12 protein-coding genes are annotated in these 11,623 nt (G+C 69.9%); 9 read left to right on the top strand and 3 right to left on the bottom strand.

Annotated features, from left to right (window positions below):
- Positions 1-47: 47 nt before the first annotated feature.
- The 8 genes from dusB to BM43_RS26720 all read left to right on the top strand — a co-directional run bounded on the left by dusB (position 48) and on the right by BM43_RS26720 (position 7,777).
- The gene (gene dusB / locus BM43_RS26755) at positions 48-1,091 is read left to right on the top strand and encodes a tRNA dihydrouridine synthase DusB (protein WP_036048237.1); all 1,044 of its coding nucleotides are present in this window, start codon (positions 48-50) and stop codon (positions 1,089-1,091) included.
- A 4-nt stretch (positions 1,092-1,095) separates the two neighbouring features.
- On the top strand, positions 1,096-1,329 hold the full coding sequence (locus BM43_RS26750) for a Fis family transcriptional regulator (protein WP_013696668.1): 234 nt from the start codon (positions 1,096-1,098) through the stop codon (positions 1,327-1,329).
- A 70-nt stretch (positions 1,330-1,399) separates the two neighbouring features.
- The gene (purH, locus tag BM43_RS26745; protein ID WP_036048239.1) at positions 1,400-2,965 is read left to right on the top strand and encodes a bifunctional phosphoribosylaminoimidazolecarboxamide formyltransferase/IMP cyclohydrolase; all 1,566 of its coding nucleotides are present in this window, start codon (positions 1,400-1,402) and stop codon (positions 2,963-2,965) included.
- Positions 2,966-3,140: 175 nt separating this feature from the next.
- On the top strand, positions 3,141-3,683 hold the full coding sequence (gene ruvC, locus BM43_RS26740; protein ID WP_013696666.1) for a crossover junction endodeoxyribonuclease RuvC: 543 nt from the start codon (positions 3,141-3,143) through the stop codon (positions 3,681-3,683).
- A gap of 76 nt (positions 3,684-3,759) precedes the next feature.
- Positions 3,760-4,341, top strand: coding sequence for a Holliday junction branch migration protein RuvA (gene ruvA, locus BM43_RS26735; protein ID WP_013696665.1), 582 nt, complete (start codon positions 3,760-3,762; stop codon positions 4,339-4,341).
- 67 nt (positions 4,342-4,408) lie between these two features.
- Complete coding sequence (gene ruvB / locus BM43_RS26730; RefSeq protein ID WP_013696664.1) at positions 4,409-5,476, top strand: Holliday junction branch migration DNA helicase RuvB; 1,068 nt, start codon at positions 4,409-4,411, stop codon at positions 5,474-5,476.
- Positions 5,477-5,497: 21 nt separating this feature from the next.
- Entirely contained in the window at positions 5,498-6,502 is a 1,005-nt protein-coding gene (locus BM43_RS26725) for an oxygenase MpaB family protein (RefSeq protein WP_036048242.1), read from the top strand.
- A 171-nt stretch (positions 6,503-6,673) separates the two neighbouring features.
- Positions 6,674-7,777 (top strand): ParB/Srx family N-terminal domain-containing protein, encoded by a 1,104-nt coding sequence (locus tag BM43_RS26720; protein ID WP_036048243.1) that lies wholly within the window; start codon positions 6,674-6,676, stop codon positions 7,775-7,777.
- 63 nt (positions 7,778-7,840) lie between these two features.
- Here BM43_RS26720 and BM43_RS26715 read toward each other — a convergent pair whose 3' ends face one another.
- Genes BM43_RS26715 through tyrS form a run of 3 tightly spaced genes read right to left on the bottom strand, consistent with a single transcriptional unit; the run spans position 7,841 to position 10,241 of the window.
- On the bottom strand, positions 7,841-8,500 hold the full coding sequence (locus BM43_RS26715) for a histidine phosphatase family protein (protein WP_013696661.1): 660 nt from the start codon (positions 8,498-8,500) through the stop codon (positions 7,841-7,843).
- Between the two features lie 41 nt (positions 8,501-8,541).
- Positions 8,542-9,003, bottom strand: coding sequence for a D-aminoacyl-tRNA deacylase (dtd, locus tag BM43_RS26710; RefSeq protein ID WP_036048245.1), 462 nt, complete (start codon positions 9,001-9,003; stop codon positions 8,542-8,544).
- Positions 9,000-10,241: a tyrosine--tRNA ligase gene (tyrS, locus tag BM43_RS26705; protein ID WP_036048246.1), complete on the bottom strand. Its 1,242-nt coding sequence runs from the start codon at positions 10,239-10,241 to the stop codon at positions 9,000-9,002. The genes dtd and tyrS overlap by 4 nt, the downstream gene beginning before the upstream one ends.
- Before the next feature lie 153 nt (positions 10,242-10,394).
- Between tyrS and BM43_RS26700 the strand changes: the two genes are divergently transcribed.
- A complete protein-coding gene (locus BM43_RS26700; RefSeq protein ID WP_036048249.1) occupies positions 10,395-11,564 on the top strand; it encodes an anhydro-N-acetylmuramic acid kinase in 1,170 nt (389 codons plus the stop codon).
- The last annotated feature ends 59 nt before the right edge of the window (positions 11,565-11,623 follow it).

Below are 11,623 nucleotides of genomic sequence, written 5' to 3'. Positions count from 1 at the left end.
CTCCGCCCGATCCCGGCCCGCGTCCACGCGCGGGCGCTGCCATTGCGATGCCCGTTCTCGGCTCTCACGTCCTGCGCAACAACCTGTTCGTCGCCCCCATGGCCGGCGTCACGGACCGCCCGTTCCGCCAGCTCTGCAAGCGGCTCGGGGCCGGCTACGCCGTCTCCGAGATGGTCGCCTCCAACGCCCAGCTCTGGAAGAGCGAGAAGACCATGCGACGCGCCAACCACGCCGGCGAGGTCGAGCCGATCGCCGTGCAGATCGCCGGCGCCGATCCGGCCATGATGGCCGAGGCGGCGCGCTACAACGTCGCCAACGGCGCGCAGATCATCGACATCAACATGGGCTGCCCGGCCAAGAAGGTCTGCAACGTCGCGGCCGGCTCGGCCCTGCTGCAGAACGAGCCGCTGGTGGTGCGGATCGTCTCGGCGGTGGTAGCGGCGGTCGGCAGCGGGCCCGACGCGGTGCCCGTCACGCTGAAGATCCGCACCGGCTGGGACCGCGACCACAAGAACGCGCTGACCATCGCGCGCCTGGCCGAGGAGGCCGGCATCTCGATGCTGACCGTGCACGGCCGCACCCGCGCCGACCTCTACCGCGGCGAGGCCGAATACGAGACCATCGCCGCCGTGAAGGCCTCGGTGAAGATCCCGGTGGTCGCCAACGGCGACATCACCTCGCCGCGCAAGGCACGCGCCGTGCTCGACGCCACCGGCGCCGACGCGCTGATGATCGGTCGCGCCGCGCAAGGCCGGCCCTGGTTGTTCCGCGAAATCGATCATTTCCTGCAAACCGGCGAAACCCTGCCGGCGCCGAGCGTCGACGAGATCCAGCAACTGCTCAACGAGCACCTCGAGGATCACTACGCGTTCTACGGTGAATTTACCGGCGTACGTACTGCGCGCAAGCACATCGGCTGGTACACTCGCGGCCTTTCGGGCGCCAACGCATTCCGGCACCGGATGAACACGCTCGATACCACACGCGAACAGCTTGCCGCCGTCAACGACTACTTCGACGCGCAGCGCGCCCAGTCCGATCATCTCGTCTATGTCGACGACGAGGACAGCGCAACCGACCCTATTCAATAGCAGCATGAGCAAGCACAACATCGAACAATGTGTCCGCGACAGCCTGGACGTGTATTTCCGGGATCTCGACGGCTCCAATCCGCATGACGTCTACGACATGGTGATGTCCTGCGTCGAGAAGCCGATGCTCGAGGTGGTGCTCGAACAGGCGGGCGGCAACCAGTCGCTCGCCGCCGAGTACCTCGGCATCAACCGCAACACCTTGCGCAAGAAGCTGCAGCAGCACGGGCTGCTGTAGTCCGGCGGGCTCGCTCGCGCGGCCGCTTCGTTCCCGTTTTCCTGGCTATTGGCTACTGGTGCTCCCCATCATGATCAAGCAAGCGCTCCTCTCCGTTTCGGATAAAACCGGCATCGTCGAATTCGCGACGGCCCTCTCGCAGCAGGGCGTCAAGCTGCTGTCGACGGGCGGCACCGCGAAACTGCTCGCCGAGGCGGGCCTCCCGGTGACCGAAGTGGCCGACTACACCGGCTTCCCCGAAATGCTCGACGGGCGCGTGAAGACGCTGCACCCGAAGGTGCACGGCGGGATCCTGGCGCGCCGCGACCTGCCCGAGCACATGCAGGCGCTCGACGCGCACGGCATCCCGACCATCGACCTGCTGGTGGTGAACCTGTACCCGTTCGTCGCGACCATCGCCAAGGACGACTGCACGCTGGCCGACGCGATCGAGAACATCGACATCGGCGGCCCGACCATGCTGCGCTCGGCCGCGAAGAACCATCGCGACGTGACGGTAATCGTCGACCCGGCCGACTACGCCGTGGTGCTCGACGAGATGAAGGCCAACGGCAACACGGTCGGCTACCCGACCAACTTCCGTCTCGCCACCAAAGTGTTCGCGCATACCGCGCAATACGACGGCGCGATCACCAACTACCTGACCAGCCTGACCGAGGAGCTGCAGCACGCCACGCGCCAGCCCTACCCGGCCACGCTGAACCTGGCCTTCGACAAGGTGCAGGACCTGCGCTACGGCGAGAACCCGCATCAGAGCGCCGCGTTCTACCGTGACCTGGCCGCGCCGGCCGGGTCGCTGGCGAACTACAGCCAGTTGCAGGGCAAGGAGCTGTCCTACAACAACATCGCCGACTCCGACGCGGCCTGGGAATGCGTGAAGACCTTCGATGCCCCGGCCTGCGTGATCGTCAAGCACGCCAACCCGTGCGGCGTGGCGCTCGGCGTGGACGCGGCCGAGGCCTATGCCAAGGCCTTCCAGACCGATCCGACCTCGGCCTTCGGCGGCATCATCGCGTTCAACCGCGAAGTGGACGAAGCGGCCGCGCAGGCGGTGGCCAAGCAGTTCGTCGAAGTGCTGATCGCGCCGTCCTTCTCGGCCGCGGCGCGCCAGGTGTTCGCCGCCAAGCAGAACGTGCGCCTGCTCGAGATTGCGCTGGGCGACGGCTTCAACGCCTTCGACCTGAAGCGCGTCGGCGGCGGCCTGCTGGTGCAGTCGCTCGACTCGCGCAACGTGCAGCCCGACGAACTGCGCGTGGTCACCAAGCGCCAGCCGACCCCGAAGGAACTCGGCGACCTGCTGTTCGCCTGGCGCGTGGCCAAGTTCGTCAAGTCGAACGCGATCGTGTTCTGCGGCAACGGCATGACGCTCGGCGTCGGCGCCGGCCAGATGAGCCGCGTCGACTCGGCGCGCATCGCCGGCATCAAGGCGCAGAACGCGGGCCTCACGCTGGCCGGCTCGGCGGTCGCCTCGGACGCCTTCTTCCCGTTCCGCGACGGCCTCGACGTGGTGGTGGCCGCCGGCGCGACCGCGGTGATCCACCCGGGCGGCTCGATGCGCGACGACGAGGTGATCGCGGCGGCCGACGAACACGGCATCGCGATGGTGCTGACCGGCATCCGCCACTTCCGCCACTGATCGCGCGCCTTCGGGCGCCCGCCCGGCGCACTGGCGCCAAGGCACGAAACGGCGGCCGGGCCCTGCCCCGCCGCCGTTTTTCATGCCCGGCCGACGGCGATTCGCCTGCCGTGCCGGCGATCGTTGTACCATCGCCCCATCCACGGCCTTTCCTCCCGCTCCCCATCCGTTCTTCATGCGTATCATCGGCATCGACCCCGGCCTGCGCGTCACCGGCTTCGGCGTGATCGACGTGCAGGGCAGCCGGCTCGCCTACGTGACGAGCGGCGTGATCCGCACCCCGAGCGCCGAACTCTCGGTGCGCCTGGGCACCATCTTCGACGGCGTCTCGACCCTGGTGCGCGAGTACCGGCCCGACCAGTCGGCGATCGAGAAGGTGTTCGTCAACGTCAATCCGCAATCCACCCTGTTGCTCGGCCAGGCCCGCGGCGCGGCGATCTGCGGCCTGGTGGCAGGCGGCATGGCGGTGGCCGAGTACACGCCCACCCAGTTGAAGCAGGCGGTGGTCGGCTACGGCCGCGCAACCAAGGAGCAGATGCAGCAGATGGTGGTGCGCCTGCTCGGCCTGTCGGGCCTGCCCGGCACCGACGCGGCCGACGCGCTCGGCATGGCGATCTGCCATGCGAATGCCGGCGACGCGCTAGCCACGCTCGGCGGCCTGGCCCCGGCGCTCGGCAAGAAGGGCTATCGCGTGCGGCGCGGCCGGCTGGTCGGCTGAAGCCGCTGCGGCGCGTACCGCGCCCGTGCCTGCGCTACACTCGCGCTTTCCGTCCCTCCTCGTTCCCGTCCTCGCCATGATCGGTCGCATTGCCGGCACCCTGCTCGAAAAGAATCCGCCCCACCTGCTCGTGGACTGCAACGGCGTCGGCTACGAGCTCGACGTGCCGATGAGCACCTTCTACAACCTGCCGCACACGGGCGAGCGCGTGGTGCTGCTCACCCAGCTGATCGTGCGCGAGGATGCCCACCTGCTGTACGGCTTCCTGACCCCGCAGGAGCGCACCACCTTCCGCGAGCTGCTGAAGATCAGCGGGATCGGCGCGCGCATGGCGCTGGCCGTGCTCTCCGGCATGAGCGTGCAGGAGCTCTCGCAGGTGGTCACCCTGCAGGACAGCGCGCGCCTCACGCGCCTGCCCGGCATCGGCAAGAAGACCGCCGAGCGCCTGCTGCTGGAGCTCAAGGGCAAGCTCGGCGCCGATCTCGGCGAACTGGCCGGCCAGGCCTCGCAGTCGGACCACGCGGCCGACATCCTCAACGCGCTGCTCGCGCTCGGTTATTCGGAAAAGGAAGCGCTGGCCGCGATCAAGAACGTGCCGGCCGGCACCGGCGTGTCCGACGGCATCAAGCTCTCCCTGAAGGCGCTCTCGAAGGCCTGAGGCAGCGGCGCGCGGGTCGGCGGTTCGGCCGATTCTTGGGCGGCAGGCCGCGCGGTACAATGCGCCCATGATCGAAACCGACAAACTCGCCGGCGAACGCGTGATCGCCGCCACGCCCGCCTCGTCGCACGAGGAGGCGTTCGAACGCGCGCTGCGCCCGCGCCAGCTCGACGAATACGTCGGCCAGGAAAAGGTGCGCGGCCAGCTCGAGATCTTCATCGAGGCCGCCAAGCGCCGCTCGGAAGCGCTCGACCACGTGCTGCTGTTCGGCCCGCCGGGCCTGGGCAAGACCACGCTCGCGCACATCATCGCGCGCGAGATGGGGGTGAACCTGCGACAGACCTCGGGCCCGGTGCTGGAGCGCCCGGGCGACCTGGCCGCCCTGCTCACCAACCTCGAAGCCAACGACGTGCTGTTCATCGACGAGATCCACCGTCTCTCGCCGGTGGTCGAGGAAATCCTGTACCCGGCGCTCGAGGACTACCAGATCGACATCATGATCGGCGAGGGGCCGGCCGCGCGCAGCGTCAAGCTCGACCTGCAGCCCTTCACCCTGGTCGGCGCGACCACCCGCGCCGGCATGCTGACCAATCCGCTGCGCGACCGTTTCGGGATCGTCGCGCGGCTGGAGTTCTACGACGCGGGGCAACTGTCGCGGATCGTCCAGCGCTCGGCCTCGCTGCTGCAGGCCCGCATCGATCCGCAAGGCGCGCTCGAGATCGCGCGCCGCTCGCGCGGCACGCCGCGGATCGCCAACCGCCTGCTGCGCCGCGTGCGCGACTACGCCGAGGTCAAGGCCGACGGCGCGATCACCGCCGAGGTGGCCGATGCGGCGCTGGCGATGCTCGACGTCGATCCGGTCGGCTTCGACCTGATGGACCGCAAGCTGCTCGAGGCGATCCTGCACAAGTTCGACGGCGGCCCGGTCGGCGTCGACAACCTGGCCGCGGCGATCGGCGAGGAACGCGACACCATCGAGGACGTGCTCGAGCCCTACCTGATCCAGCAGGGTTTCCTGCAGCGCACGCCGCGCGGGCGGGTTGCCACCCTGCTGACCTACCGGCACTTCGGCCTGCCGGTGCCTGATACCGGCAGCCCCGCGCACGGCGTGCCCGACGCCGACCAGCCGCGCTAGCCGGGCAACGGGAGCCGAGAGATGTCCGAGCCGCCGCGTGAACCCAGCACCAGCGCCCCCGGACATCGGCTCGCCGAGCGCCTGCGCCGTCATCTCGCGGGCGGCATCACCCTGCTCACCTCGGGCGGCGGCGGCCCGAGCATCGATTTTTCCTCCCCGCCCGGCGATCCGGGGCTGTTCGGCCCCGAAGCCGTCTGCTGGCGCGTGCATGGCGACTTCACCTCGATGATGGCGGGCGGCATCGCCGCGCTGCTGCTGCAGGCCCTGCATCCGCTGGCGCTGGCCGGCGTCTGGGATCATTCGAGCTTTCGCACCGACATCCTCGGCCGGCTGCGCCGCACCGCCACCTTCGTCGCCGGCACCACCTTCGGCAGCCAGGCCGACGCGCTGGGCCTGATCGCGCGCGTCAGGTCGATCCACGACGGCGTGACGGGCACGGCGCCGGACGGCAGGCCCTATCGCGCCAGCGACCCGGCCCTCCTGACCTGGGTGCACGTGGCCGAGGTGTCGAGCTTCATGGCCGCGCACCTGCGCTACGTGAACCCCGCCCTGGGCGGCGAGGAACAGGACCGCTACTACGCCGAGACGGCGCGCATCGCGATGCTGCTGGGTGCCGGGCAGGTACCGGTCTCGCGCGCCGAGATCCGCGCCTATCTCGAACGGATGCGCGGCGAGCTGATCGCCAGCGAGCGCACCCGGGAGGTGATCCGCGTGCTGCGCGACACGCCGGTGCCGCGCCCCTCGATGCGGCCGGCGCTGCGCCTGCTGTTCCATGCCGGCGTCGACCTGCTGCCCGACTGGGCGCAGGCCCAGCTCGGGCTCGCTTCGCTGGCACCGGTCCGGCGTGTGGTCGCGCGACCGGGCGTGAGGCTGGTCGCGCCGGTGCTGCGCTGGGCGCTCGTCAACGGCGCCTCGCGGCGCGCGCGACGGCGCGTGGCGGCAGGCACCGCCCCGGCCGCGGCCGGCGGCGAGCCGCCCGGCCAGGCCGCGGATCCGCGCACCGAAACCGGCCCGTCCTCGCGTTAGATCCGCCAGGCCGGCAGGCCCGCGCGCCTCACGCCTTACCACCTGCTGTCGACAGACTTGCGATCATGATCGACATCATTTCAAATTGCTGTCATATCGAACCGGCAAGCTGGCGCCTTTTCGCGCGCCGCCCATGCCGCGCCGCCGTCACTCTCACCGACCGCTCACACCATGCCTGTCTCGCTCAGCCGTTTCGCCCTGGCCGCCTCGTTCTCGTCCCTGCTCGCGCTGGCCGCCTGCGGCGGCGACGGCACGGCAGCCACGCCCTCGCTCGCCGCCGCGCCGGCGCCGTCCTCGTCGACCTCCACCACGCCGGCCACGCCCGCTCCCACGCCCGGCAAATGGCAATCGGCCAGCGCCGGCCAGATGCTCGACGTCGCGCTCGGCGAGCTGCACCCGACCCAAGCCGCGCTCGGCTACGACCAGATCTATTACAAGCTCGGCCGCTACGAACTCGATCCGACCAAGAAGTTCGACGACTTCTGCGCCGACGAAGGCCTCGGCGGCCTGGTCTCGGGCAGCTCGGGCGCAAGCGCCAGGCTGAGCGACGCGAGCAGCTATGCCTGCAGCACCAGCGACGCGAGCAAGCGCGACACCAGCGTGCTGAACCCGGTGGTGATCGGCCCGAACGGCGACACGCTCTACCTGACCGACGGCCACCACGGCCTGTCGACCTATTACGAGGTGCCGGACGGTGGCGCGGCGCTGCACGTGCACGTGATCGTCAAGGACAACCTGAGCGGCTACAGCGGCAGCGCGTTCTGGGCCGAGATGCAGCGCCGCGGCTACACGCGCCTGAAGGACGCCAGGGGCGCGGCGATCACGCCGGCGCAGTTGCCCACCGGCCTGGGCCTCAAGCTCGGCATGCAGGACGACGTCTATCGCTCGCTGGTCTATTTCACGCGCGACATCGGCTACAGCAAGCCGACGCCCTCCACCGACTTCCTCGAGTTCTACTGGGCCGACTGGCTGCGCGCGAACTTCCCGCTGTCGGGCTACACGCTGAGCAAGCTCGGCGCGACCGACCCGGATCCGGCCACGGCCGACACGGGCTACCTGAACGCGACCTGGAACGCCTCGCTGAAGATGGTGGCCACCACCGATCCGGTGATCGACGGCAAGAGCGGCGCCGATCTCGGCCGCCTCGCGCAGATCAACGCGGGCAAGAAGTACGGCAAGGGCACCTTCGGCGACCTGATCGCGCCGATCACGGCCTCCAAGCCCGGCAAGCTCGCCTACACGCTCGACTACAAGACGCGTCACGGCATCCGGTAAGAACCGTGCGCCAAATGCAAACGGCCCCGCCTGAGCGGGGCCGTTTGCATTCGTGGACGCGCTTCAGAGCACCTTGCGGTAGCCGTCGTCGTCGCTCTCGCCGCCGAGATGGTCGACATCGGCCCAGCGCAGGATGCGCGGCGCGTCACCGTCGAATTCGACCAGGTTGATGCTGGTGTTGAGCAGCGCGTACTGGCGCGGCGCCTCCAGCGGCAGCGAGGCCGCGCGGCGATAGACGCAGTCGAGCACGCCGCCGTGCGTGACGATCGCGATGCGCCCGCCCGGATGCGCGGCCACGATCGGCGCGATCGCGGCCAGCACGCGGTGATAAAAGGCGCGATGCGATTCGCCGCCCGCCGGCTCGAAACCCGGGTCGCGCGTCTGCCAGTGCGCGTAGGCATCGGGAAACAGCTCGGCGATCTCGCCGCTGTCGTGGCCCTGGAAGGCACCGTAGTTGCGCTCGCGCAGCCCTTCGCCCAGGGCCACCGGCAAACCCAGCGCGTCGGCGCTCGGCTGCGCGGTCTGGCGCGCGCGCTGCAGGTCGCTCGAATAGATCGCGTCGAGCCGAGCGCCCTCGCCGGCCTCGCGCGCGAGCCGCTCGGCCAGGCGTGCCGCCTGCTCGACGCCGGTCTCGGCGAGCGGGATGTCGATATGCCCCTGGATGCGCTTGATGCGGTTCCACGGCGTCTCGCCGTGACGGATGAAGAGGATTTGCGTGGTCATCGATGTCGCGAAGCGTGAAACGGGCCGTCGCTGCGCCGCCCTCAGGACGGGCGCACCTGCAGCCAGAAGGTGACGGGGCCGTCGTTGACGAGCGAGACCTGCATGTCGGCGCCGAACTCGCCGGTCTCGACGATCGGGTGACGCGCGCGTGCGGCCTCGACGAAGTACGAGAACAGCCGCGCGCCTTCCTCGGGCGGCGCGGCCGGGGTGAAGCTGGGTCGCATCCCGCTGTTGGTATCGGCCGCCAGCGTGAACTGCGAGACCAGCAGCAGGCCGCCCGCCCGGCCCCCGCCGTCGAGGTTGCTGAGCGGCAGGTTCATCTTGCCGGCCGCGTCGCTGAATACGCGATAACCGAGCAGCTTGGTCAGCAGCTTGTCGGCCGCGGCCTCGTGATCCCCGCGCTCGGCGCAGACCAGCGCGAGCAGGCCCGCGCCGATCTCGCCCGTGACGCGCTCGCCGACGCGCACCTCGGCGCGCCGCACGCGCTGGATCAGCGCGATCATGCGCCGAGCGTGACGCGTGCGAAGCGGCGCTTGCCGACCTGCACCACGTACTCGCCGGCCTCGACCTTGAGGCCCCTGTCGGACACCGTGGCGCCGTCGATCTTCACGCCGCCCTGCTCGATGTTGCGCAGCGCCTCGCTGGTCGAGGGCACCAGCCCCGCCTGCTTGAGCAACTGGCCGATCGCGAGCGGCGCGCCGCCCAGCGTGACGGCCGGGATATCGTCGGGCACGCCGCCCTTGGCACGATGGTTGAAGTCCTCCAGCGCGCGCTCGGCGTCGGCCTGCGAGTGGAAGCGCGCGACGATCTCCTGCGCCAGCAGCACCTTGAAGTCGCGCGGGTTGCGGCCCGCCTCGATCTCGGCCTTGAACCTGGCGATCTCGGCCATCGGGCGGAACGACAGCAGTTCGAAGTAACGCCACATCAGCACGTCCGAGATGCTCATCAGCTTGCCGAACATGTCGGTGGGCTTCTCGCTGATGCCGACGTAGTTGGCCTTGGACTTCGACATCTTCTCCACGCCGTCCAGGCCCTCGAGCAGCGGCATGGTCAGGATGCACTGCGGCTCCTGGCCATACTGCTTCTGCAGCTCGCGGCCCACCAGCAGGTTGAACTTCTGGTCGGTGCCGCCGAGCTCGAGGTCGGCGTTGAGCGCCACCGAGTCGTAGCCCTGCATCAGCGGGTAGAGGAATTCGTGGATCGAGATCGGAACGCCGCCCTGGAAGCGCTTGGTGAAATCCTCGCGCTCGAGGATGCGCGCCACCGTGTAGCGCGAGGCCAGCTTGATCATGCCGTCGGCGCCTAGCGGCATCGACCATTCGCTGTTGTAGCGGATCTCGGTCTTCTCGCGGTCGAGCACCAGCGCGGCCTGCTCGAAGTAGGTCTTGGCATTGGCCTCGATCTGCTCGCGCGTGAGCGGTGGGCGCGTGGCGTTGCGGCCCGAAGGATCGCCGATCAGCGAGGTGAAGTCGCCGATCAGGAAGATCACCGTGTGGCCCAGGTCCTGCAACTGGCGCATCTTGTTGAGCACCACGGTGTGGCCGATGTGGATGTCGGGTGCGGTCGGGTCCAGGCCCAGCTTGATCCGCAGCGGCGTGCCGCTGGCCTCGCTGCGCGCCAGCTTCTGCGCGAACTCGTCCTCGATCAGCAGCTCGTCGACGCCGCGTTTCGTGATCGCGAGCGCTTCGCGCACGCCGTCGGTGATCGGCAGTGCCGGCTTCGTTTGGGAATCTTGGCTCATCGGGGGCGGGAACGAGGTTAGTCGGGAAAACCGGGATTTTCCCATAACTCGCGCGCGGACCGGTATCGCTTAACGGCGTGCTCGCTTGCGCGGATAATCGGGACACCCGCGGCCGGGCATGTCGCCCGCGCGCATCACGACAGGAGCGAAACCGTGGCGCCCAATCCAGCCAAGCGCACCCAGCCAGGCCATCCCGCCGATGGCGTCTATTTCGGGCTGATGTCCGGCACCAGCATGGACGGCTGCGACGGCATCGCCGTGCGCTTCGCGGCCGGCGAGCCGCCTGCCGTGCTGGCCGAAGCCTTCGTGGGCTTCGCCGATTCGCTGCGCGAGGCGCTGTTCGCGCTGCAGCAGCCCGGCAGCGACGAGATCGAGCGCGAATCGCTGGCCGCCAATGCGCTGGCCGCGCGCTACGCGGTCTGCTGCCACGAGCTGCAGCGCGCCGCCAACCTGGGCCCCGCCGACGTGCACGCGATCGGTGTACACGGCCAGACCGTGCGGCACCGCCCCGAGCGCGGCTACACGCGCCAGACCAACAACCCGGCCCTGCTCGCCGAACTCACGCATATCGACGTGATCGCGGATTTCCGCAGCCGCGACATCGCCGCCGGCGGCCAGGGCGCGCCGCTCGCGCCGGCCTTCCACGCCACGCTGTTCGGCTCGCCCGAGGAGACGCGCGTGGTCTGCAATCTCGGCGGAATCAGCAACATCACGCTGCTGCCGGCCGAGGGCGCGCATGGCGGCGCCGGCGTGCGCGGCTTCGACTGCGGCCCCGCCAATGCCCTGCTCGACGCCTGGGCGCTGCGCCATCTCGGCAAGCCCTACGACGAGGGCGGCCGCTTCGCCGCGCGCGGCAGGACCGATACGGCCCTGCTCGCCGCGCTGCTCGCCGAACCCTATTTCGACCTGCCGCCGCCCAAGAGCACCGGGCGCGACCTGTTCAACCCCGATTGGCTCGAGACGCGCCTGCAGGCCTTCGCCCAGGTCGCCCCCGAGGACGTGCAGGCCACCCTGACCACGCTCACGGCCGTCACGGTGGCGCGCGAGATCGCGCGACATGCGCCCGATTGCCGGGCCGTCTACGTGTGCGGGGGAGGCGCGCGCAACCCGGTGCTGATGAGCGCGCTCGGCGATGCGCTGGCCGCCGCCGGGCTGAGCGCCTCGCTCGACACCACGGCGGCGCTCGGCGTGCCGCCGCAGCAGGTCGAGGCGATCGCCTTCGCCTGGCTGGCCTACCGCTTCACGGCGCGCCTGGCCGGCAACATCCCCGGCGTGACGGGCGCCGCCGGCGAACGCGTGCTCGGCGCGCTCTATCCGCGCTGAAGTTCGCCGCGCCGTTCCTGTACGGCGCGGAAACGACAAAAACCCCACGCACGGCGTGG

This window comes from Burkholderia gladioli (assembly GCF_000959725.1).
Taxonomy (GTDB): domain Bacteria; phylum Pseudomonadota; class Gammaproteobacteria; order Burkholderiales; family Burkholderiaceae; genus Burkholderia; species Burkholderia gladioli.
The sequence above is the reverse complement of the archived record's forward strand: the minus strand, read 5'-3'. Positions and strand labels throughout refer to the sequence as shown.

Coding starts and splice junctions, on each gene's coding strand:
- dtd (WP_036048245.1), bottom strand. CDS start 9,003: ATGATCGCGCTGATCCAGCGCGTGCGGCGCGCCGAGGTGCGCGTCGGC.
- purH (WP_036048239.1), top strand. CDS start 1,400: ATGATCAAGCAAGCGCTCCTCTCCGTTTCGGATAAAACCGGCATCGTC.
- BM43_RS26715 (WP_013696661.1), bottom strand. CDS start 8,500: ATGACCACGCAAATCCTCTTCATCCGTCACGGCGAGACGCCGTGGAAC.
- tyrS (WP_036048246.1), bottom strand. CDS start 10,241: ATGAGCCAAGATTCCCAAACGAAGCCGGCACTGCCGATCACCGACGGC.
- BM43_RS26720 (WP_036048243.1), top strand. CDS start 6,674: ATGCCTGTCTCGCTCAGCCGTTTCGCCCTGGCCGCCTCGTTCTCGTCC.
- BM43_RS26750 (WP_013696668.1), top strand. CDS start 1,096: ATGAGCAAGCACAACATCGAACAATGTGTCCGCGACAGCCTGGACGTG.
- BM43_RS26725 (WP_036048242.1), top strand. CDS start 5,498: ATGTCCGAGCCGCCGCGTGAACCCAGCACCAGCGCCCCCGGACATCGG.
- dusB (WP_036048237.1), top strand. CDS start 48: ATGCCCGTTCTCGGCTCTCACGTCCTGCGCAACAACCTGTTCGTCGCC.
- ruvC (WP_013696666.1), top strand. CDS start 3,141: ATGCGTATCATCGGCATCGACCCCGGCCTGCGCGTCACCGGCTTCGGC.
- ruvB (WP_013696664.1), top strand. CDS start 4,409: ATGATCGAAACCGACAAACTCGCCGGCGAACGCGTGATCGCCGCCACG.
- ruvA (WP_013696665.1), top strand. CDS start 3,760: ATGATCGGTCGCATTGCCGGCACCCTGCTCGAAAAGAATCCGCCCCAC.